The following is a 21,081-nucleotide window of genomic DNA, read 5'->3' as shown; positions in this document are numbered from 1 at the left end:
CTTAGGAGCGCCTTATCGATGAACAGTGCCATCAGCCGTGAACGACAGCCCGCCGCCCGCATCCGTGATGCAGCTGAACTCGCGCGCATCGCCCGGTTACTCCGGCGTGACGTGATCAATCTCGTGGCGCCTACCGGCCAGGGCTATGTCCAGCAGGGACTTGGTGCAGCCGATCTCTTTGCCGTCCTGTATTTCGCCGAAATGCGGATCGATCCGACCGACCCGAGGTGGCCGGATCGCGACCGCTTTCTTCTCTCGACGGCGCATAACACTGCGATCTTTTACGCGACGCTTGCTGCGTGCGGGCTCGTCGACCGAAATCTGGTGCGCGACTACTGCAAGGACGGCTCCGTATTCGAGGTCAACGCGTCGGAGCGGGTCGGCACGGCGATCGAAGCAACGCTTGGCTCGCTCGGACAAGGCCTTTCGGTTGGCATCGGCATGGCGCTGGCAGCACGGCGCAGGAAGTCGGACAGCCGCATCTATGTGGTGCTTGGCGACGGCGAATTACAGGAGGGCCAGCTCTGGGAGGCTGCCCTCTACGCTGGCAGCGCCGGTCTCTCCAATCTCTGTCTGATCATCGATTACAATAGCATGCAGGTCGAAGGTCACATCGACAAGGTAGTATCGGTTGAGCCCGTTGCCGAGAAGTTCAAGGCATTCGGATGGGCATCCGAGAACATCGACGGACACGATATTCCGGCATTGCTAACGGCGCTCGATCAAGCCCGTGGTCGGGACAGGCCGACCTGCCTCGTGGCCACAACGATTGCCGGCAAGGGCGTGCCTTCGCTCGAAGGGATCCTCGCACACAATCTGAAACTGCCAGCCGACGTCGCCGAGGAAGCGCTGGTCGCACTTGCTGACGCAAAGGAACGCACATGAAGAGCAAAGATCGCGGATCGCTGGAAGTCCTGGACTTCAACGCGCGTGGTGGGTCTGCGGCAACTGCACGGAAACACTACGGCGAAGCGCTATTGCAGGCCGCGCGCGACGACGAACGGATTGTATGCCTGACGGCGGATCTGACACTTCCAACGGAGACGGACCTGTTTCGGGATCAGTTGCCGGAGCGCTTTCACCAGGTCGGCATCGCCGAAGCCAATATGATCGGCATCGCCGGGGGCTTGGCCCGGTCCGGCGAAATCCCATTCGTTCACAGCTTTTGCGTCTTTGTCACCCGTCGCTGCTACGACCAGGTGGCAATGCAAGTCGCCTATCCACGCGCCAACGTGAAGATCGTCGGCGTCATTCCCGGGTTGACGACACTGCTTGGTGTATCCCATCAGGCGATCGACGATATTGCCCTGATGCGCGCTTTGCCGAACATGACGGTAATCGAACCGAGCAGCCCGGACCAAGTACGTGCATCGGTCGCCGCGATCGCCAAGTATGACGGTCCCGTCTACCTTCGGCTAAAGCGCACCGACGGGACGGAAAGAGCCGGTGAAACCGCGTCTGAATTCACCATCGGGAAGATGCGGGTGCTGCGCGAGGGCAGAGAGGGTCTGATTGTCGCCTGCGGCATGATGGTCGACATCGCACTGTCGGCCGCTGACGAACTGAGCCGCGAGGGCGTCGAAATGACGATCGTTGACATGTCGACGATCAAGCCGCTCGATCCCGACTTGATCGACCTCGCCCGACGAATGCCGCTCGTGGTTACGGCGGAGAATCACTCGATCATCGGCGGGCTTGGCAGCGCGGTGGCGGAGATGCTGATGGAGAGCGACGTGTCGTCGAAATTCCGCCGCATCGGCGTCCGCGACACGTTTGCGGAAGGCGGCACCACGCCATTTCTCTTCGAGAAATATGGACTATCCGCAAATGCCCTAGCCGCGACGGTGCGGCAGACGCTGGCGCAGCAGGAGCGATGACAGGCGCTACAAACTTTGCAGAGTCATGGAGTGGGTGGCGGCAGGTAGCGGGTACCGCCGGATTTCTCCAGCAGGCGCACTAGGTTTTGGCCACCCTCCATCATGTCTGCCTGAATGGCCTCGCGTACCTTGTCCGCACGACGCTGCCGCAAGTACTTGAGGACGGAGAGGTGCTGATGCTCGTTCGGGTAGGTCGGGGGAGCGCTCGGGTAGTGAAAGTTCAAGAGCGGACCGTTGCGCATCCAGATATCGTCTAGTATGGCCAGGACCTCCGGCAGTTCGGACCCCTCGTACAGGCCGCGATGGAACTGCCAGTTGGCGCGCACGGCATCCGACCACCGCTGCTGCTGCTCCGCGGCAATCAGTTCGGCGTGGATGGCCTCCATACGATCGATGTCTGCTTCCGATACACGCGTCGTCGCGTGTTCCGCCGCAAGGCCCTCCAAGAACAGCCTGACCGTCCGCAGCTCGATATACTGCTTGGCGGTCATGTGGGACACGGCGATTGAACGACCCGCCTGCATTTCTAAAGCTCTGGCGCGAACGAGCTGCATTAGGGCTTCGCGAATCGGTGTTTCGGACACATTCATCGTTGCAGCCAGATCGCGGATCTTAAAGCGATGGCCCGGCCAGAAACGCCCTTCCATCAAAGCCTGCCGAAGGTTGTTGTAAACCAGTCCGGTGAGGCTATCACGTGCGACTGGTCCAACACCAATCGCGTCTGTCGCCCGATCCGATTCACTCATCTTATTCCCCATCACAGCCGAACCATGCCAACCAAGCCACGGACTATATATAATATACGTGGAGGGCGCAGGTTGTTTCAAGCTTCGGCGGCCGGAGCGTTGATTTGGGTGCAGATGATGCCCTGCCTCCCACGATTCTCTCACCATTTGTTATGATACGTCGGCTGCACGAGACAGGGGTACTGGTTCGAATTTCTCTATTAAATATTGTTTGCTACCGACATATATGATATATCAAATTATCAGATGGAGTTTTCGATGTTAGAGCTGGTCAGGATGCACGACGCCGCGTTGCGCGCACGTGCACAAAAAGTCGTTCCTGGTGGAATGTGGGGACACCTGAATGCCGCAAAGCTGCCGGACAGATATCCGCAGTTTTTCAGCCACGGCGAAGGTGGCCTGCTTTGGGATGTCGATGGCAACCGCTATGTTGACTTCATGTGCAGTTGGGGTCCCAATCTCCTGGGTCACAAGCATCCCGAAGTCGAGGAGGCGGCCGAACGCCAGAGGCGCATGGGTGATTGCCTCAACGGACCAGCTGAAGTCATGGTCGAACTGGCCGAACTCGTAGTGGATACTATTTCCCACGCCGACTGGACAATGTTCCAGAAGAACGGCACCGACGCGACTACAACCTGCGTCACTGTTGCTCGCGCGGCGACCGGTAAGCGGAAAATCCTTGTCGCCAAGGGCGCCTATCACGGCGCAGTTCCGTGGTGCTCTCCGTCGCTCATCGGCGTAACGGCAGAAGATCGTGCTCACCTCGCCTACTACACGTTCAATGATATTGAATCGCTCGAAGATGCGGTCAATGAAGCTGGTGACGACATTGCCGCGATCGTCGTCTCGGCCTATCGCCACGACATGAGTTTTGATCAGGAACTGCCCACTCAGGATTTTGCCAGAGCCGTAAGACGGCTCGCCGACGCCAAAGGTGCGGCCGTTATCCTCGACGAGGTTCGCACCGGTTTCCGTCTTCATACGGCCGGCAGCTGGGAGCCGCTTGGCGTCAGTCCCGATCTTTCCGCCTGGAGCAAGGCAATCGCCAACGGTTACGCCCTTTCGGCGGTGACCGGCAGTGACTGGCTGCGCAAGGCGGCCTCGCAGGTGTTCGTCACGGGCTCATTCTGGGCTGGTGCCGTGTCGATGGCTGCCGCTCTTGCAACGCTGAAGGTGGTCCGCCGCGACAACGTCCCGGACAAGATTGCACGGCTTGGTCAAATGCTGCGCGATGGTCTGGAAACACGTTCACGCCAGTTCGGTCTATCGATCCGTCAGTCAGGCCCCGCGCAGATGCCGACCGTTCTGTTTGACGACGACGCCGACTTCGCAAAAGGATATGCGTTCTGTAACGCAACCCTTGCCAAGGGGGTGTACTTCCATCCCCGGCACAACATGTTCCTTTGCGCGGCCCATACGGAAGCTGACATCGCCGACGCTCTCGAAGCCGCCGAGCACGGATTTGCAACTGTTGCCAAGACCGCTCCGAATTAGCTCGGCGTGCCTCATGCGGCGTTGCAACGGTTACAGCTCGCTCGAGGCGCACTGAACGATCAACCAGAATGGGCTCGCTTCGAGAAATAGCGACAAGGCGGCCGCTTCACTCCCGATATTTCCGCATGAAGCGGCAGTCGATGCGATGCTTCCATTTGGCCACCCAGCGGCCGGCCACGGCTATGTTCCACTTGTCGGCAATGGCCCGCCCGTCGGCGAGAGAGATCAGTGCCAGCCACTGCCGTTGCGGTTGATAAGAAAGCGGGGCTTCTCCGCAGAGGCTGCGGCGGATGTTCTCGGCCAGGACCGGTCCTTGGCGCACGGCAAACACGCCGGCCTTTGGACGGGGGCTCGGCAGAGATGCGACGTCGCCGGCAGCGAAGACATCCGGATGCGAAAGGGATCGCAGCGTATCATCCACGCGAATGAAACCGTTTTGGTCGAGGAGAAGGCCGGTCTCGCGCAAGAAGCCTGGTGCGCCGCTCGACGTCGTCCAGATGACCTGATCTGCTGCGAGCCGCCGCCCATCACGGGCGATGAGTTCAGCGTCGTGGAAAGCGACGACATCGAACGCGGGGTGATGGGCGATGGCCGCCCTTCGCAATTCCCGCTCCAACAAATGCCGCGCCCGCCGACTGCGCTCCGGAACCGGCTCCGCTGCCCGTCCGACGAGTATTATGCGGATGTCTCGTCCGGAAAACCGGCGTCTGAGCGCAAAGGCGACCTCCACGCCTGCCACCCCCTGCCCTACGACCGCGATCGTTGAGAGCCGTCCTTCTGGGGCCAGCGCATCGAGCCGGGCAAGGCGATCGGCAAAGCTTGCGATCGGCTTTACGGAGATGCCGGCCGATATGCCGTCGGGCAGTATAGGGGTGGAGCCGATATCGATCGAGAGCAGCCCGTAGCCGAGGTTTTGGCCGCTCGCGACTGAGACCACCCGGCGTTCCGGGTCGATAGCGGTCGCCGTGGTTTCGGCAAAGGCGCCGCCAGCGCGCGCGCACAAGGTCGCCAGATCGATGTGGAAATCGTCGAAACCGTATTCCCCCGAGATATGGCCCGGAAGCATGCCGGAATAAGGCGCATAGCGCGATGGCGAAACCAGCGTGATCTGCGCGCCGAGACCCATCTGCCCCAACAGGCGCACCACCTCGACATGGGCGTGGCCACCACCGAGAAGCACGACCGGGATTTTCGCGTTCGCCTCAGTCATGAGCTGCTCCCTTCATGCCAATACGATGAACGGGACCGCCAGCGGCCTCGGCATCCGCTTCGTCATGGGTGACAAGAATGACCGGCAGGCCGGCGGTTCTTGCACGCTCGAACACGAGGGTTCGCATCTGGGCGCGCAACTCCATATCGAGCTTGGAGAAGGGCTCGTCGAGAAGCAGCAATCTCGGCCGGGAGACGAGAACGCGAGCAAGCGCCACCCTGCCCTTTTGCCCGCCGGAGAGCGTGGCCGGGTCCCGATCCGCAAAATCTGCAAGGTTCATGTCGGCGAGAATGTCTGCCGCGATCTGCCGGCGTTGGCGGCGATCTCGCACATCTGCCGGAATGGCGAAGGCGACATTGGCGCCAACAGACATATGCGGGAAGAGCAGCGGGTCCTGGAACAGGATCCCGGCGCGACGGGCTTGCGGCTCCAGCGACAGGAGATCGACACCATCGACAAAGACGGTCCCTTTGGCGTCGAATACAGGATCGAGAAACCCGCCGATGAAGGACAGCAAGGTGGATTTGCCCGATCCCGAAGGTCCCATGACGGTGACGACTGAACCGGGAGGAACGTCCGCGGTCAGCGCAATCAGGCTGACATCACCCAGACGGATCAACACATTCGAGAGGGAGAGGCCATTGGTCGGCTGTCGCTGGACGATCATCAGACCCTCATATCCCGGCGGTTGCGGTGGAGCGCTGCGGGGATCAGCGCGAAGAGCACGAAGGCGAGGAAAGGCAGGATGGTCTGCAGCAGGGCATAGACTCCGATGACACGGCGGTTGTTGCCGGAGGCTAGAGCGACGGCCTCCGTGGTGATGGTCGAGAGCCGCCCCTCCCCGATCAGGAGGGTTGGCAGATACTGCCCAACCGAGACGGCAAAGCCAAGGGCAAGTGCTGTCAGGATCGGACGGACCAGCATGGGCAGGCGGATCGACACGAGCACCGACAGCCGTGACCGGCCGAGTGCTGTCGCAATGATCTCGTAGCGACGATCGAGCGCGCGCCAGGGATCGGCGAGCGAGAGAAAGACATAAGGCAGCACAAAGACCAGGTGCACGAGCACGAGGGCTGTCAGCCTGTAATCGCCGCCACCACTACCGATGAAAAGCAGCTGCAGGCCGAAAACGAAGGTGATCTGCGGCACGATCAGCGGCAGGTAGAGCATCAACAGCGCCTTCTGGCTCACGCGGCGTCCCGTCTGAATCTCCCGCTCCAGGCAGCCGACGGTCAGCAGGATGGCCAGCAGCGTCGAGGCGAGACCTGTCACCAGTGTCGTTACGAGCGGATCGCCAATGCGCGGCAAGGCACTCATCCAGCTCCTCGGCGTAAAACTCTGCGGCAGGATATCGGGAAACTGCCACAGACCGGCGACAGACCAGATGGCCAGAATGGCGAGGCCTGCGAAGACGGCTCCGCCGATCAGGCCGACGACCAGGATCGACGCGCGGCGCAGCAACTGGTCGCGAACGAACCGCCATCCCCTGTCCCGCGATGCGCGGAGCAGGACCGCAGCGACCCGCTCCAGCATCAACCACAAGAGCAATCCTGCCAGGGTGACGCCCAGTTGCAGGACGGCACCGGCCGAGGCGAGGAAACGCACGGACAGATCCGGATCGTTCATCCACTGGACGAGCCGGGTCGCGAGCGTGCCGGGCAGGTTGGGACCAAGGATCAGCGCCACATCCACGACCGAGGACGAGTAGGCGATGACGGCATAGACGGCAAAACGGATCTGCCGGTAAAGCGACGGCCAGAGCAGGTAGACGAAGCCCGCAATACGCCCATAACCGAAGGAGGCTGCAAGCCTTCGCGCAGCGGAAAGCTCCACCTGCGGCAGGGCCGCCAACGTGACCAGAAACAGGAACGGTGTTTCCTTGATCACGAGGCCCGCGATCATCGTCAGCCCCATCGGGTCATGGGGGATAAGAATGTCCGGCGGCCGATCAATGCCAAAGAGAGGCGCGACGAGGCGAATAAAGAAACCCGATGGCGCGATCAGGAAGGCGAGCCCGAAAGCGGCCGCCGCATGGGGCACGGCCAGGAGAGGCGACAGCAGATGCTGCAGGCGTGACAGCGTCGGTGTGCCAGCGTAACTCGCAACGAAGATCAGCGTGATGCCGAGAGAGATCAGCGTGGCGGCAAGGCTGGTTGCTACACTCAAGACTGCCGCTGTTGGCAGACCCGGTGTCGCCGCAAGATCTCGAAAGGGTTGCAGGCTGAGGTCATGTCCGCCGAGAGCGGGCAGATAGCCGAAGGCCGGCAGCAACGTGCCGAGGACCCCGAAGGTGATCGGCAAGACCAGAATGCCAAGCGTGACGGCAACCGCACTCCTCGGAAGAAGTGCGGTCAATCCGTTCAAAAAAGAGCGATCGGTCGCCGGGGCTGTCACAGCTCAGTTTCCGCTGGCGTAGCGCAGGCGCCATTCGACCTCGATGCGCTCCATCCAGCTCGCATGCGGCTCGGCAATCACGGGGCCGAGCTTGTCCGGCGCAAGGGTGGCTGCGCCGAGGTCGAGCGCTTTGAAGGCGGCACGATCCGGTTCCGGCAGTTTTGACATGGCGAGAACGGTCGGATCACCCCAATAGGTCGGGTCCTGCTTGCGAAGCTGCGCTTCAGGCGAGATGAGGAAGTTCGCCGTCACCAGCGCCCCCTCCTTCGCAGTGGCATTGTAGGGAATGGCGACGAAATGGGTGTTGCCGAGCGTGCCTTTGGAGAAGGCGAAGGAGCGCACGGTCTCGGGCAATTCGCCGGCCTTGATCCCGGCAGAGGCTTCCGACGGATTGAAGGCGAAGATGATGTCCAGTTCGCCGTCGGCCAGCTTTTGTTTCATATCCGAATAGTTCTGCGGGAATGTCTTGCCCGAACGCCAGGCTGCCGGATGCAACTGGTCGAGATAGGCAAAGAGCGGCTCGACATCAGCGTTAAAAGTCTCTTCGCTGACCGGCTTCGCCAGTTTGGAGGGGTCGGCGATCACCTCGCTCAAAACCTGCTTCAGGAAGGACGAGCCTGTAAAATCCGGTGGCGCGGGATAGGAAAAACGGCCTGGGTTCTTCTTCGCCCAATCGAGAAGCGCAGTCGCGTTGTCCGGCATGGCGAAGGCTTCGGTGCGCGCGCTGTCATGGAAGAAAACCATCTTCGCGCCACCCCAGGGGCTTTCAAGGCCCTCTGTCGGCTCGGTGAAATCGGTGAGGATGGTCGGCTGGTTTTCGACATCGACATAGGCCCAGTTGGGCAGCGAGCTTGCCCAGCCGGGGGTGAGGAGCAGCCCTTGCTGCTTCATCGAGACGAAGTTTTCGCCGTTGATCCAGATGAGATCGACCGAGCCGCCGTCATTCTTGCCGGCGGCTTTCTCGGCGATCACCTTGGCGACCGCGCTTGCGGTATCCTCAAGCTTCACCTGCACCACGCTCACCCCGTAGCGTGACTGCATCTCGGCGCCCACCCATTCGAGATAGGCGTTGATGTTTTCCGATCCGCCCCAGGCGTTGAAATAGACCGTCTGGCCGGTTGCTGCCTTCTCGACGGCTGCCCAGTCGGAAAGCTCGGGGCCGGCGGCTTTCGCCGGAAAGCTACTTGTGGCTGCCATCAAAGCGGCGGCGAAAATCCCTGTCATCAATCGCATTCTGTGCCCTACTCCCTGAAAGTCGACCGCCTGACGCTGACGCGCTGCGGCTCCTGTTTGAATTACGTCTTCGAGATGCGCCGGGTTTCATGCTTTCTTGCCGGGACCCATTTGTCGTCGCGCGAGCGCGGCCGCAATCTCCTCGCTTGGCTCCGAATCAAACGTGGCGCCCGCCATTGCAGTCAGCTCATGGGTAATGCGCATTTGTTCGACGAAGGCCCGGCATCCCCGGCAAATCGCCAGATGTAGCCTGATGTTGAGCCGCGGCCAGAAGCCGAGATCGCCGTCGATCAGAAGGCTGGCGCGCTCGACCACTTCATTGCATCGAAACATGGCTCAGCCCTCCCCGGATGTGGTAAAGTGAACGCTCATTGCGAACTCCTGCGCTTGGCGATCTGCCGCACGAGCGTCGGGATCAGCGCCACCAGCGCCAGCGCGAAGAAGGCGAGCGTGATATCGCGCGTCACGAGATCCGAAATCTGCGCTTGCCTTCCGCTCGCCTGCGCGGCGACCAGCACACTGTCAACTCCCTGGCCGAGATAGGCATAGGCGAAAGTGCCGGGCAGGATGCCGAAGAACGTGGCGGCTATGAACCGCCCGAGGCTGATGTCGAACAGGGCAGCCGCGATATTGACGACGAAGAAGGGAAAGACCGGAGCGAGACGGATGACGAAGAGATAGCCGAAGGCATTCTCCCGGAAACCGTCCGCCATTTTCTTGATGACGCCATCAACCCGGTGGCGCAGAAAATCGCCGAAGGCCGAGCGGGTGGCGAGGAACAGGATCGCCGCACCGACCGTGGCACCAACAGCCACCAGCGCTCCCCCGATCATCCAGCCGAAGAGGAAACCACCGAAGATGGTCAGCACGGACGCTGCCGGAAACGAGAAGGCGACGGCCGCGGTATAGACGAGCAGGAAGATGACCGCCGACCAGAGGACATTGGTGTCGACGTAACTCCTCAAAGCCTGCCGTTGTTCGGCAAGAAATCCGAGGCTGAGATAGTCCTGCAGGCCGAAGGCATAGCCGAGTGCGAGGCCGGCGATGACGACGACCAAGGGCATATAACGCCACATGCTACCTTTGCCGACAGCGCCCTTCGAGGTGGCGGGCTCGTCATCCGGCGGCGCGCCGTGTTGTGGGGAACGGCTGTCAATCATGGCGGTTTCCGTGAAGCTGCGGCACGCCTTGTGGGATCGGATGTACCGACGCGACAGATCCCGCGTGGTCACTATGGCTTGATAGGATCGAATGCGGCTGGACTTTGAAGGCGATTGTTTTGCTAATGACGCCTGAGCTGAGGCTGGGGGCAGCATGGCGCAGGTTGATTGTGATGATCGGGCTCTGGCGCTGCGTCTCGTCGAGGGGGATGCGGCAGCGTTCGAGTTGCTCTATCGTCGGCACAATGCCGCGATGATCCGCCTTTGCAACGGCATCGTCCGCTCGCGTGTCATCGCGGAAGACGTCGCGCAGGACACCTGGGTCACAGTGCTCGACCGCATCGATCTCTTCGAGGGGCGCGGATCGCTTGCAAGCTGGATCTACACTATCCTGATCAACAAGGCGCGCAGCCGCGCCAGACGCGAAGGCCGCACGGTGTCCTTCGACGATTTTGGTGTCGACGGCACCCTCAACGACGCTTTCGACGGGCGCGGCCACTGGCGTACCATGCCCGCACTTTGGGAAAACCTGACGCCGGAACGCCATGTCGAGGGTCGAAGCGTTCTGCAGCATGTGGAAGCCGTCATCGAAACTCTGCCTCAGGCGCAGCGCGCGGTGCTGATCCTGCGCGGCCAGCAGGAGCTCGATCCGGCGGAGGTCTGCACCCTTCTCGACATTTCCGAGGGCAATATGCGGGTACTTCTGCACCGAGCGCGGCTGACGGTGCGCAACGCGCTTGACCGGCTGAATGCGGATCTCTGAGAGGGACACGGCGTGGCTCATCGATCATCTCCGGAAAAGGCGACCCAGCCCTGGCGCCAGCGGATGACGGTCGTCACCCCGCAAAGCGCGGCAAATCCATAGGCAATCAGCGGGAAATGCCAAGGCAAGAGGCACATGGCGATGAAGACCGCGATCGTCTCGAAGCCTTCGGCGAGACCGCCAGCGTAGTAGATGCCCTTGGTGGGAAATTCCGGGGCCTCGCGGCAGAGTTTCGCCGCAACTGCCGAGAAAGCGAGGAAGGACGAGCCTGTGCCGACGAAGGACACGATCAGCACCGCTGCGGGCAGCGCATTGATCTCGGGCACCGCAACCGCGAAACCGAGCGGGATCAGCGCGTAGAAGACCATGTCGAGCGCGATGTCGAGATACGCGCCACGATCCGTCGGACCATGCAGGCGGGCAACCGCACCATCGAGCCCGTCCAGCGCCCGGTTCACAAGGATCAGCAGAAGCGCCACCCAAAAGTAGCCGAGGCAGAGAGCGGCGAAGGCGCCGAGCCCGCCCCCGAAACCAACGAGGCTGATCTGATCTGCACGAACCCCACGATGGGCCAGAAACGCAGCGATGGGCTGCAGAGCTGCCTTCTGCAGCGGCAGGATCTTGGCGTCGATCATCCGCGCCTCCAGGTCTGGAAGCGTTCAAGCAGCGAGAGCAGAAACCCGTTGATGTGATTGCGGCGCCACTGGCCTGCCACCATCTTGTTGGCCTCTGCCAGCGTCGGGTAGATATGGATCGTGCCGAGGATCTTGCCGAGCCCATGGCCATGTTTCATGGCGAAGACGAATTCTGCAAGCAAGTCGCCGGCGTGCTCGCCGACAATGGTTGCACCCAGGATCTTGTCCTTGCCCGGCACGGTCAGCACCTTGACGAAGCCGCGGGCGGATCCATCAGCGATCGCGCGATCGAGATCGTCCAAGCCAAAACGCGTCACCTCATGCGGAATATTCTTCTGCCTGGCATCGTCTTCCGAAAGCCCGACACGCGCCACTTCCGGATCGGTGAAGGTCGCCCACGGAATGACCGAGTAATCGGCCTTGAAGCGCTTGAGATCACCGAACAGCGCATTGATCGCCGCAAACCAGGCCTGATGCCCGGCGACATGGGTGAACTGGTAGGGCCCTGCAACATCGCCTGCCGCCAGGATGTTCGGATGAAGGGTCTGGAGGTATTCGTTGGTCTCGACCACACGATCGACCTTGATGCCCAGATCTTCGAGCCCGAAGCCCTTCAGCCTCGGGGCGCGTCCGACCGCGACGATGATCTCGTCAAAGCCGATGCGGAACTTGGCCCCGTCCTTCTCGACCTCGATCCATTTTTCACCGGCATCCGCGCCACAGGCGACCGCCTTGTGACTGGTCAGCACATTGACGCCGTCCGCCTTCATCGAGGCTTCGACGACCCTGGCCGCATCATCGTCCTCACGCATCATCAGCCGTGGTGCCATCTGGATCTGCGTGACCTCGGAGCCAAGTCGAGCAAAACTCTGCGCCAGCTCGCAGCCGATCGGCCCTCCGCCCAAAACGACGAGCCTCTGCGGCACAGAAGGGCGATCGCGGAGCCGCTCCCACATGGTATCGGATGTGAGATAGCCAATTTCGGCGAGGCCCGGTATCGGGGGCACAAAGGCCTGGGCGCCGGTCGCAATGATGATCGCGCGCGTCGTCAGACGCTGCGTGCCGCCTTCGTTCAGGGAAATTTCCACCGTCCAGGGATCGATCAGCTTTGCGTAGCCTTGCAGGACGTCGACGCCGAGCCCCGTATAGCGTTCGACGCTGTCATGCGGCTCGATTTCGGCGATCACCTTGTGGATCCGCTCCATCACCGCAGAAAAAGGCACCTTCGGCTCGACCGGCTCCAGGCCATAATGGTCCGCATGGCGCATCTGGTGCGCCACCTTTGCGCTCTTGATCAGGGCCTTCGAAGGGACGCAGCCATAGTTCAGGCAATCGCCGCCCATCTTGTTCGCCTCGACCAGCGTCACCTTCGCCTTGGCGGCGGCAGCGATATAGGCCGACACCAGCCCAGCGGATCCGGCGCCAATGACCACCAGGTTGCGATCGAAACGCTTCGGCCGCGTCCAGGTGGATCGGGAAAAGCCCTCGTTCTGGTCCATAGATTTCGTCTTTCCACCCGCAATATACGTTGCTTCAGGAAGACGCGCAGGAATCCACATTGTTACAAGGCTGCATCAAGATTTCCTGTGATGAATGGATTTTCCGTTCAGAACAGCGCTATTACGCGATGCTGGCTTCGCTCGTCACGCTTGAACAACCGCAGCTACAATCCCCCAACCGCCTCTGCCGCGGCTTTTACGCGCTCGAAATCCGCCGGCAAAGTCAGTCCATGTTTGGCCCGCTCAAGGGCCTCCCTCGAGTGGCGTATGGCATTTTCGCGATAGCGATCATGTTCAAACGTCGCGAGAATTCGCAGCACTTTCTGCAATCTCAGCCCGACTTCGACAACGCCGGCGCCGTCCCGCGCGATCGGTGTGAAGAGATCATCAAACAGATCGTCAAGGCTGATTGCCGGCACGTAGACATTTGGATACGGCACTTCATGCTCATCCTCCCCTGTCGTTTCGTTCCAGACAGCCAGAACGCGTACTGTCCGCGTGAGAACATCGATCGCGGTACCGGGATCGTTGGTGGCCGCCGAAAGGGCGCGAGACGCAATCTCCGACAGAACTGCAGCGCCAAATCGCGGGTCCTGATCATAGGACCTGGTATCGCCCACCGTGAAACAGCGGGAGATTGCCGTTGTCTCCTCGGCGTCATCGGCGCCGTCGATCCACGCAACCGGCGTCGACGGATCAACAAACTGACCCGGAATCATGTGAATGTATATCTGCGCTTTCGCGTCGGTTGCGATGCCGGAAAGGGCGCCGGTATCAAGGTGCTGCACATACCCTATCCGATCGACAAAGACCGGTCTCGCCGTGGCCGGAATGGTCTCTGCAGCGCTTAACCGGCTTCCGCCGAGATACGGTTGCTTACGCCGGGACCGCATCGCCTCTATGGTGACCTTTTCCACTCTCTCGGTCGTTTCTGTGACACGCCCGAGCCTGGAAAGGTGGTCGATCCAACGCAAGAGCGTGACGACAATCAGCACAATCACGGCAACTGTCACAACAAAGAGAACGACGCGACCGCGGTCGCCGTAGGCGCCGGTGCTCAACGCGATGATCCCGACAAGACTGAAGAGGAAGGAGCCGATGAAGGTCGCGAGCACGTTCTGCGTCGTGCTGTCCTCCATGACCAGCGTGGTCGCGCGGGGCGTGACGTTGCTGGTTGCAGCCGAATAGGCCGACACCATCGTGCTGAGAGAGAATGTCGTGACTGTCAGCATACTTGAGGCAATGATGCCCAGTATATTATCGACAGCGTCAGCGCCAATCTTCGTGGGAAGATCACCTGGAATGAACGGACTGGCGACGATGGCGACAAGTGCGGTGATAATGGCAAGGATGGAAAACAGACTTGCCCGAAACCAGATTTTCCGGACCAGTTTCGACAAAAGCCAAACCCAGCGTGATGTCATCGGTATTCTCACTCTTCTGGCTCATCGCGGGCCGTCTCTTGTCGACGTCTCAGGTGTACGCCTTTGCCTGCCAAGTTGGGATTAATCAGGTCGCTCGTCAGTCTTCAGCGACAGTTGGTGTCCGCTTTGGAGCTCAACCCACGTCGCGGGACCTAGGATCAAGCGTCTGCGAACAGACCGCCTTCCGCTACGATGAGCGTCGGACCTGTTATGGTAACAGGCGCGCCTTGCAACGAGGCCGCCCCCCATAACAGCTATATTCCGGATGGATGTTCTGGAGCACTGTGGACCAGCTGAAACTCCGGCGAATGCACCAGGTGAAGATAGCGTTCGAACTGCGCCAGGACGTCGCTGATGAGTTGATCGCGCGACATCCCCATCACGTCATACCCGCGATTGCCGCTCGAGAAATAGGTTCGTGCCTCGAAGCGAAACTCAGGCTCTCCGGCCCGCACAGGCGTAAAACTCGCGACGCGCTGCTTTGTGGGTGTGACACCGTAGACAAAGTCACGAACATCTTGTGCGGGTGAGCGCAGGACGATCGCTCCGTCCGTGTCATCGACCACCTGCGCATGCCGTCCCCGGGAGGTCAGTTCCTGCGCGACCTGATCAAGGGCTGGACGCACATACGTGTCGATGAAGCGACGGACATCGGCTTCGGTCGCGGTGGCCAGCATCAGGGCCAGTCTCCGCTGCCAGGTCTGCCCGGATGCCGGCTGGGCAGCCGGAAGAGTGGCGCCGTTGTGCGCATCGCGCTGTGCAAGGTCCTCTCGCATGCCCAGATACAGCGAAAGGACAAGACCGAGCATGATCACGGCAAACGGCAGCGCGCTGGCGACAGTGGCAGATTGCAGCGCTGTCAGGCCACCGGCGAGCAGCAGGCACCCCGCCACGAAACCCTCCATAACGCACCAGAAAACCCGCTGTCCTGTTGTCGTGTTCGTCTCGCCGCCGGCTGCAATGGAGTCCACGACAAGCGCACCCGAATCTGCCGAGGTGATGAAGAAGATTGACACCAGCAGAACCGCGAGCGTCGAGGTAATTGCCGGCAGCGGCAGATACTCGAAGAACCGGAACAGCCCCACTGATACGTCATTGGCGATAGCCGCGCCGAGAGCGCCGTTGGCGATGCCGGTATCGATAAACATCGCTGTATTGCCGAACACCGTCATCCAGAAGAAGGTGAACCCGGCGGGAATAAAGAGGACGGCGACGACGAATTCCCGCACGGTTCTGCCGCGGGATATGCGGGCGATGAACATGCCGACGAAGGGCGACCAGGAGATCCACCAGGCCCAGTAGAACAGGGTCCAGGCATCAACCCAGGGCGTCGGCTCATAGGCGTAGATGTTGAATGTGCGCAGGACCAGCGTGTCGAAATAGAGACCGAGGTTCTGCACGAAATCCCGAAACAACAGGCTGGTCGGACCAACCACGAGAACGAAGATCATCAACAGGATGGCAACGATAAGATTGGTTTCCGACAGGATGCGGACGCCCTTGTCGAGGCCGGTCACGACCGACACGGTCGCCATCGCGGTCACGACTGCGATCAACGGCAACTGCACAGCGATGCCGATCGGAACGCCGAGAAGATGGTTGAGACCCGCATTGATCTGCGAGACGCCGACACCGAGCGACGTGGCGATCCCAAACATCGTGCCGACAATCGCAAAGATATCCACCGCGTGACCGATCGGACCATCGATACGGTTTTTGAGAAGCGGATAGAGGCCGGAACGGATCGTCAGCGGCAGGTTGTAGCGATAGCCGAAATAGGCGAGCGACAGGCCGACAACGGCGTAGATTGCCCAGGCGTGGATCCCCCAATGGAAGAAGGTCACAGTCATTGCTTCGCGCATGGCTGCGACCGAACGCGGCTCGGCCGTCGGCGGCGCCATGAAATGCGTCATCGGCTCACCGACGGCGTAGAACATCAGGCCGATCCCCATGCCGGCGGCAAACAGCATGGCGATCCACGACAGAAAGCGGAAATCGGGAACGGAATCATCCGGACCAAGCTTGAGCTGTCCGAAGCGGCCGAAACAGAGCAGCAGGACGGATGCGAGAAATATGCCGACGGAAAGCAGATAGAACCAGCCGAACGCGCCGAGGATCGATGCCTGCACCGCGCCAAAAAAAGCGCCCGCTTGCCCGGGTATGGCGATGCCGACCACCAGAAACAGACCGATGACGATGACTGAGCCGTAGAAAACCGGGGGGTTGATGACAAAACTTTTCATACCGCGGATTTGTCCTCCTGCGCTCCGACTTGCGGATCATTGGGACGGACGATCCCGCCCCAATCCGGCCGCTTTTCATGGAAACTAGGCGGCGCTCCTGAAAAGTCCACAATGACGACGCAAGCCGATGCCTATCGCAAATGTCCATTCTTCGACCATGACGGCGAGACATGATACGAGACCGAAGTTTGCAATCGTGCTCCAGCTTGGCCGTCGTTACTCGCGAACAGCGTATGTCGGCCTCCGGTGAGGCGTTGAAACGCGCGGCAACCATCGATCATCGTGGTAGGGCAAAATAGCTCCGCAAGCGCCTTCTCCAGAGGTCTTGGCCGACCATCACCCTGGACCCCGACCTCCATCCCCTCACCGACCATTCGCCTTTCTCCATTCGGCAAAGATCGACAAATTGTTCTCGTCCGTGGCGGGATACAGGCCGATGATCGTGTGGCCGGCTTTGACCCGTTCGGCGACAAAATCCTCGTAGGCCGTCATCTCGACCGCCTCGTCTGCGATGTCGTCGGCGATTTCCAGAGGGATGATGATGACGCTGTCGTCGTCGCCGACCACGATATCGCCCGGGAATACGGCGACGTCGCCGCAGCCGATCGGCACGTTGATGTCGATCGCTTCGTGCAGGGTGAGGTTTGTCGGGCTGGAGGGTCGGTGATGATAGGCGGGGATGTCCAGTTCGCCGATCACCATCGCGTCACGAAAGCCGCCATCGGTCACGACCCCTGCCCCGCCGCGCACCATCAGGCGGGTAATGAGGATATCGCCGGCGGACGCTGCACGCGCATCCTTTCGGCTGTCCATCACAAGCACATGCCCCTGCGGGCAGGTCTCGATCGCATGGCGCTGCGGATGCTGAGGGTTGCGAAACACCGTCATGGGATTGCGGTCCTCGCGCGCCGGCATGTAGCGCAGCGTAAAAGCGGGCCCCACCATGTTGCGCCCCTTCGGCTTGACCGGCCGCACGTCCTGGATCGTCTGGTTCCTGAGGCCACGCTTGTAGAGCGCCGAGCAGAGCGTCGCGACGGAGACGCCCATCAGTTTGTCACGGGTTGCGGGGTTCATAGTTTCTCCTTGATGCTTGCTCAGTTGATCGCCGGCTCGGTCACCTTGGCGCCGAAGTTCGTCTTCAGGAAATCGAAGTCGCAGCCCTTGTCGGCCTGCTCGATGTGTTTGGTGAACATGAAGCCGTAGCCCCGTTCATAGCGCGGTTCCGGCGCCACCCAGGCGGCGCGACGCGAGTCGAGCTCTTCGGCCGAAACCAGCATGTTGAGGCTGCGCGCGGGAATATCGAGTTCCACCATGTCACCGGTCTTCAGGAGCGCCAGCGGGCCGCCGACAAAGGCTTCAGGCGAGGCATGCAACACGCAGGCGCCGAAACTCGTGCCCGACATGCGGGCATCGGAAATCCGCACCATATCGCGCAGGCCGAGCTTCAGAAGCGCCTTGGGCATCGGGATCATGCCCCATTCCGGCATGCCCGGCCCACCTTGCGGCCCTGCATTGCGCAGAACCAGCACGGTTTCCGGCGTCAGCGGATAATCCGGGTCGTCGATGATCGTCTTCAATTCGGCATAGCTGTCGGCCACCAGTGCCGGGCCCCGGTGCTTGTGGAATTTGGGATCGCAGGCGGCGGGCTTGATCACCGCTCCATCCGGGCAAAGGTTGCCCTTCAGCACGGCAAGAGACCCTTCATGATAGACCGGATTGTCGAGCGGCCGAATGACGTCCTCGTTGTAGATCTTCACCTGATCCAGACCGTCAGTCAGCGGCAGGCCGGTAACGGTGATCGCCGCCGGATCGAGCTTGTCGCCCAGTTGCTTCATCAGAGCCCTGAGGCCGCCAGCATAAAAGAAATCTTCCATCAGATAGGTGCTGCCGGATGGGCGGATATTGGCAATGACGGGCGTGGTGCGGCCGATCCTGTCGAGGTCGTCGAGTTCCAGCGGAATACCAGCCCGGCGTGCCATGGCGATCAGGTGAATGATCGCATTGGTCGAACACCCCGTCGCCATCGCGATCGTCACCGCATTGTTCACGGCAGCAGGGGTGATCACCTTGTCCGGCGTCAGATCCTCCCACACCATCTCGACGATGCGACGCCCGCAGGTGGCCGACATGCGCTGGTGGTTGGCATCTGCAGCCGGAATGGAAGAGGCGTTCGGCAGCGTCAGCCCCATGCCTTCGGCGATCGCCGTCATCGTGGAAGCCGTGCCCATCGTCATGCAGTGACCGTAGCTTCGAGCGATACCGCCCTCGATCCCCTGCCATTCCTCCTTGGAGATCGTGCCGGCGCGTCGCTCATCCCAGTATTTGAACCCGTCGGTGCCCGACCCCAGCGCCTTGCCGGCATAATTGCCCCGCAGCATCGGTCCGGCCGGAAGAAAGATAAAGGGAACGCCCATCGATACCGCGCCCATGACAAGTCCCGGCGTGGTCTTGTCACAGCCGCCCATCAGCACGGCGCCATCGACCGGATGCGAGCGCAGAAGCTCTTCCGTCTCCATGGCCAGCATGTTGCGGTAAAGCATAGTGGTCGGCTTGACGAAATTTTCAGACAGCGACAGCGCCGGCAGCTCCATCGGGAACCCGCCCGCCTGCAGCACGCCGCGCTTCACCCATTCCACACGCTCACGAAAATGCATGTGGCAGGGCTGCGCATCCGACCAGGTGTTGATGATCGCGATGATCGGCCGGCCTTCCCAGTCCTCCGGGGCATAGCCCATCTGCATCGTTCGCGACCGATGTCCGAACGACCGCTGATCATCCGGCATCATCCAGCGCGCCGAGCGCAGTTCTTCGTAAGTCTTCCTGCCTGCCATTCCAAACTCCCGTGCTGCGAGGGCACTCTTCCAAGATCACGATGATCGCTTATTCGGTAAACGCCTCTTCGCGTTTGCGGCTGATGCTCGGTGCCAGAACGAGCGCGAGAACGGCTACGGCGAAGATCAGCAGCGACAGGCTGAGCGGGCTGCGCACGAAGATCGACGGATCGCCTTGGCTGATCAGCATCGCGCGCCGCAGGTTCTCCTCCAGCATCGGTCCCAGAATGAAACCCAGCAAAAGCGGCGCCGGCTCGAAGCGCATTTTGCTGAGCGCGAAACCGACAACGGTGAAGCCTGCCATGACGAAGACGTCGAACACGCTGTTGTTGATGCTGTAGGCGCCGATGCAGCAGAAACCGATGATGGCCGGAAACAGCAGATGATAGGGGACCGTTAGCATCCGCACCCAGAGCCCGATCAGGGGCAGGTTGAGGATCACGAGCATCAGATTGCCCGACCACATCGAGACGATCATGCCCCAGAACAGTTCCGGCTCGTCGGAGATCACGTTCGGGCCGGGTGTGATGCCCTGGATGATCATTGCGCCCACCATCAACGCCATCACCGGGTTGCCGGGAATGCCAAGCGTCAACATGGGGATGAACGAGGTTTGCGCGCCGGCATTGTTGGCCGCTTCCGGCGCAGCCACGCCCTCGATCGCTCCCTTGCCGAATTCGGCACGGTTCGGGGAGATGCGTTTTTCCACCGCGTAAGAGGCGAACGATGCCAGCATCGCCCCGCCGCCCGGCAGCACGCCAAGGAAGGAACCAAGTGCCGTGCCGCGCAGGACCGGCGCGATGATGCGCTTGAAATCCTCCTTGGTCAGCATCAGGCCGGTCACCTTCTTGACGCCGACCGAGCGTTCCTGCTCGCTTTCCAGATTGCGCAGGATCTCGCAGATGCCGAATATGCCCATGCTGACGGCGACGAAATTCAGTCCGTCATAGAGTTCCGGAATGTCGAAGACATAGCGGGGCGTTCCGCTCTCGACATCTGTCCCGACCGTGCCGAGGATCAGTCCGAACACGATCATCGCGAATGCCTTGAGCAGTGATCCGCTGGCAAGCGCCACGGACGCGACGAGGCCGAGAACCATCAGCGAGAAATATTCCGCAGGCCCGAAATTGAGGGCGACGGCGGCAAGCGGCGGTGCTGCGACCGCAAGCAGGATCGTCGCGACCGTGCCGGCGAAGAAGGATCCGAGCGCTGCGGTTGCAAGCGCTGGTCCGGCGCGGCCGTTTCGGGCCATCTGGTAACCGTCGATCGCAGTGACGACGGACGAACTTTCGCCGGGAAGGTTGATGAGCACCGCCGTCGTCGAGCCGCCATACTGGGCACCGTAGAAAATGCCGGCCAGCATGATGAGGGCCGATTCCGGCGGAAGTCCGAAGGTGATCGGCAAAAGCATGGCGATCGTGGCCGTCGGCCCGAGCCCCGGCAGCACGCCGATCGCGGTGCCCAAGAGACAGCCGACAAAGCCATAGAACAGGTTCATCGGCATGAAGGCGGTCGAGGCGCCGAGCCAGAGGTTAGAAAAGAGATCCATATGCAATCCAATCCGGTTTCGTC

The 21,081-nt window shown here is 61.1% G+C and carries 18 protein-coding genes; 4 read left to right on the top strand and 14 right to left on the bottom strand.

Translation table 11 applies throughout. The annotated features are described in order from the left end of the window. The first annotated feature begins 18 nt into the window (after nucleotides 1-18). Nucleotides 19-885, top strand: coding sequence for a transketolase (locus IFT66_RS17410; protein WP_062577774.1), 867 nt, complete (start codon nucleotides 19-21; stop codon nucleotides 883-885). Continuing rightward, entirely contained in the window at nucleotides 882-1,877 is a 996-nt protein-coding gene (locus IFT66_RS17405; protein ID WP_192078358.1) for a transketolase family protein, read from the top strand. The genes IFT66_RS17410 and IFT66_RS17405 overlap by 4 nt, the downstream gene beginning before the upstream one ends. A 23-nt stretch (nucleotides 1,878-1,900) precedes the next feature. Here IFT66_RS17405 and IFT66_RS17400 read toward each other — a convergent pair whose 3' ends face one another. Continuing rightward, on the bottom strand, nucleotides 1,901-2,623 hold the full coding sequence (locus IFT66_RS17400; RefSeq protein WP_192078357.1) for a GntR family transcriptional regulator: 723 nt from the start codon (nucleotides 2,621-2,623) through the stop codon (nucleotides 1,901-1,903). A 258-nt stretch (nucleotides 2,624-2,881) separates the two neighbouring features. Here IFT66_RS17400 and IFT66_RS17395 point away from each other — a divergent pair, with 258 nt between their 5' ends. Further along, complete coding sequence (locus tag IFT66_RS17395) at nucleotides 2,882-4,117, top strand: aminotransferase class III-fold pyridoxal phosphate-dependent enzyme (protein ID WP_446737930.1); 1,236 nt, start codon at nucleotides 2,882-2,884, stop codon at nucleotides 4,115-4,117. Between the two features lie 106 nt (nucleotides 4,118-4,223). Here the strand turns inward: IFT66_RS17395 and IFT66_RS17390 are convergent, their stop codons facing one another. The 6 genes from IFT66_RS17390 to IFT66_RS17365 all read right to left on the bottom strand — a co-directional run bounded on the left by IFT66_RS17390 (nucleotide 4,224) and on the right by IFT66_RS17365 (nucleotide 10,114). Then, nucleotides 4,224-5,327 (bottom strand): FAD-dependent oxidoreductase, encoded by a 1,104-nt coding sequence (locus IFT66_RS17390; protein ID WP_192078356.1) that lies wholly within the window; start codon nucleotides 5,325-5,327, stop codon nucleotides 4,224-4,226. Next, nucleotides 5,320-5,994, bottom strand: a complete 675-nt coding sequence (locus IFT66_RS17385; protein WP_062577766.1) for an ATP-binding cassette domain-containing protein — start codon at nucleotides 5,992-5,994, stop codon at nucleotides 5,320-5,322. The genes IFT66_RS17390 and IFT66_RS17385 overlap by 8 nt, the downstream gene beginning before the upstream one ends. After that, nucleotides 5,994-7,682, bottom strand: coding sequence for an ABC transporter permease (locus IFT66_RS17380; protein WP_192078355.1), 1,689 nt, complete (start codon nucleotides 7,680-7,682; stop codon nucleotides 5,994-5,996). Before IFT66_RS17380 ends, IFT66_RS17385 begins: the two co-directional genes overlap by 1 nt. A gap of 42 nt (nucleotides 7,683-7,724) precedes the next feature. Beyond that, entirely contained in the window at nucleotides 7,725-8,945 is a 1,221-nt protein-coding gene (locus tag IFT66_RS17375) for an ABC transporter substrate-binding protein (protein ID WP_249406482.1), read from the bottom strand. A gap of 96 nt (nucleotides 8,946-9,041) precedes the next feature. Further along, nucleotides 9,042-9,287, bottom strand: coding sequence for a zf-HC2 domain-containing protein (locus IFT66_RS17370; protein ID WP_092662804.1), 246 nt, complete (start codon nucleotides 9,285-9,287; stop codon nucleotides 9,042-9,044). A 35-nt stretch (nucleotides 9,288-9,322) separates the two neighbouring features. After that, nucleotides 9,323-10,114 (bottom strand): TVP38/TMEM64 family protein, encoded by a 792-nt coding sequence (locus IFT66_RS17365; protein ID WP_342344785.1) that lies wholly within the window; start codon nucleotides 10,112-10,114, stop codon nucleotides 9,323-9,325. A gap of 154 nt (nucleotides 10,115-10,268) precedes the next feature. On the opposite strand from IFT66_RS17365, the gene IFT66_RS17360 reads away from it, so the two are divergent. Next, the gene (locus IFT66_RS17360) at nucleotides 10,269-10,877 is read left to right on the top strand and encodes an RNA polymerase sigma factor (protein WP_062463278.1); all 609 of its coding nucleotides are present in this window, start codon (nucleotides 10,269-10,271) and stop codon (nucleotides 10,875-10,877) included. A gap of 17 nt (nucleotides 10,878-10,894) precedes the next feature. Here IFT66_RS17360 and IFT66_RS17355 read toward each other — a convergent pair whose 3' ends face one another. From IFT66_RS17355 to IFT66_RS17325, 7 genes are all read right to left on the bottom strand, one after another. Then, entirely contained in the window at nucleotides 10,895-11,512 is a 618-nt protein-coding gene (locus IFT66_RS17355; protein ID WP_192078353.1) for a CDP-alcohol phosphatidyltransferase family protein, read from the bottom strand. Continuing rightward, complete coding sequence (locus tag IFT66_RS17350; protein ID WP_192078352.1) at nucleotides 11,509-13,011, bottom strand: dihydrolipoyl dehydrogenase family protein; 1,503 nt, start codon at nucleotides 13,009-13,011, stop codon at nucleotides 11,509-11,511. Before IFT66_RS17350 ends, IFT66_RS17355 begins: the two co-directional genes overlap by 4 nt. 164 nt (nucleotides 13,012-13,175) lie before the next feature. After that, the gene (locus IFT66_RS17345; RefSeq protein ID WP_192078351.1) at nucleotides 13,176-14,435 is read right to left on the bottom strand and encodes a DUF2254 domain-containing protein; all 1,260 of its coding nucleotides are present in this window, start codon (nucleotides 14,433-14,435) and stop codon (nucleotides 13,176-13,178) included. Between the two features lie 254 nt (nucleotides 14,436-14,689). Further along, the gene (locus IFT66_RS17340) at nucleotides 14,690-16,678 is read right to left on the bottom strand and encodes a BCCT family transporter (protein WP_192078350.1); all 1,989 of its coding nucleotides are present in this window, start codon (nucleotides 16,676-16,678) and stop codon (nucleotides 14,690-14,692) included. Nucleotides 16,679-17,041: 363 nt separating this feature from the next. Then, a complete protein-coding gene (locus tag IFT66_RS17335; protein WP_062577750.1) occupies nucleotides 17,042-17,752 on the bottom strand; it encodes a ribonuclease activity regulator RraA in 711 nt (236 codons plus the stop codon). 20 nt (nucleotides 17,753-17,772) lie between these two features. After that, nucleotides 17,773-19,509 carry an L-arabinonate dehydratase gene (gene araD, locus IFT66_RS17330; RefSeq protein ID WP_192078349.1) on the bottom strand — a complete coding sequence of 579 codons (1,737 nt, stop codon included), beginning with the start codon at nucleotides 19,507-19,509 and terminating at the stop codon, nucleotides 17,773-17,775. 49 nt (nucleotides 19,510-19,558) lie between these two features. After that, a complete protein-coding gene (locus tag IFT66_RS17325; protein WP_162759485.1) occupies nucleotides 19,559-21,058 on the bottom strand; it encodes a tripartite tricarboxylate transporter permease in 1,500 nt (499 codons plus the stop codon). Between the last annotated feature and the right edge of the window lie 23 nt (nucleotides 21,059-21,081).

It is taken from the genome of Rhizobium sp. CFBP 13726 (genome assembly GCF_014841925.1).
In the GTDB taxonomy this organism is placed as follows: Bacteria; Pseudomonadota; Alphaproteobacteria; order Rhizobiales; family Rhizobiaceae; genus Neorhizobium; species Neorhizobium soli.
The sequence above is the reverse complement of the archived record's forward strand: the minus strand, read 5'-3'. Positions and strand labels throughout refer to the sequence as shown.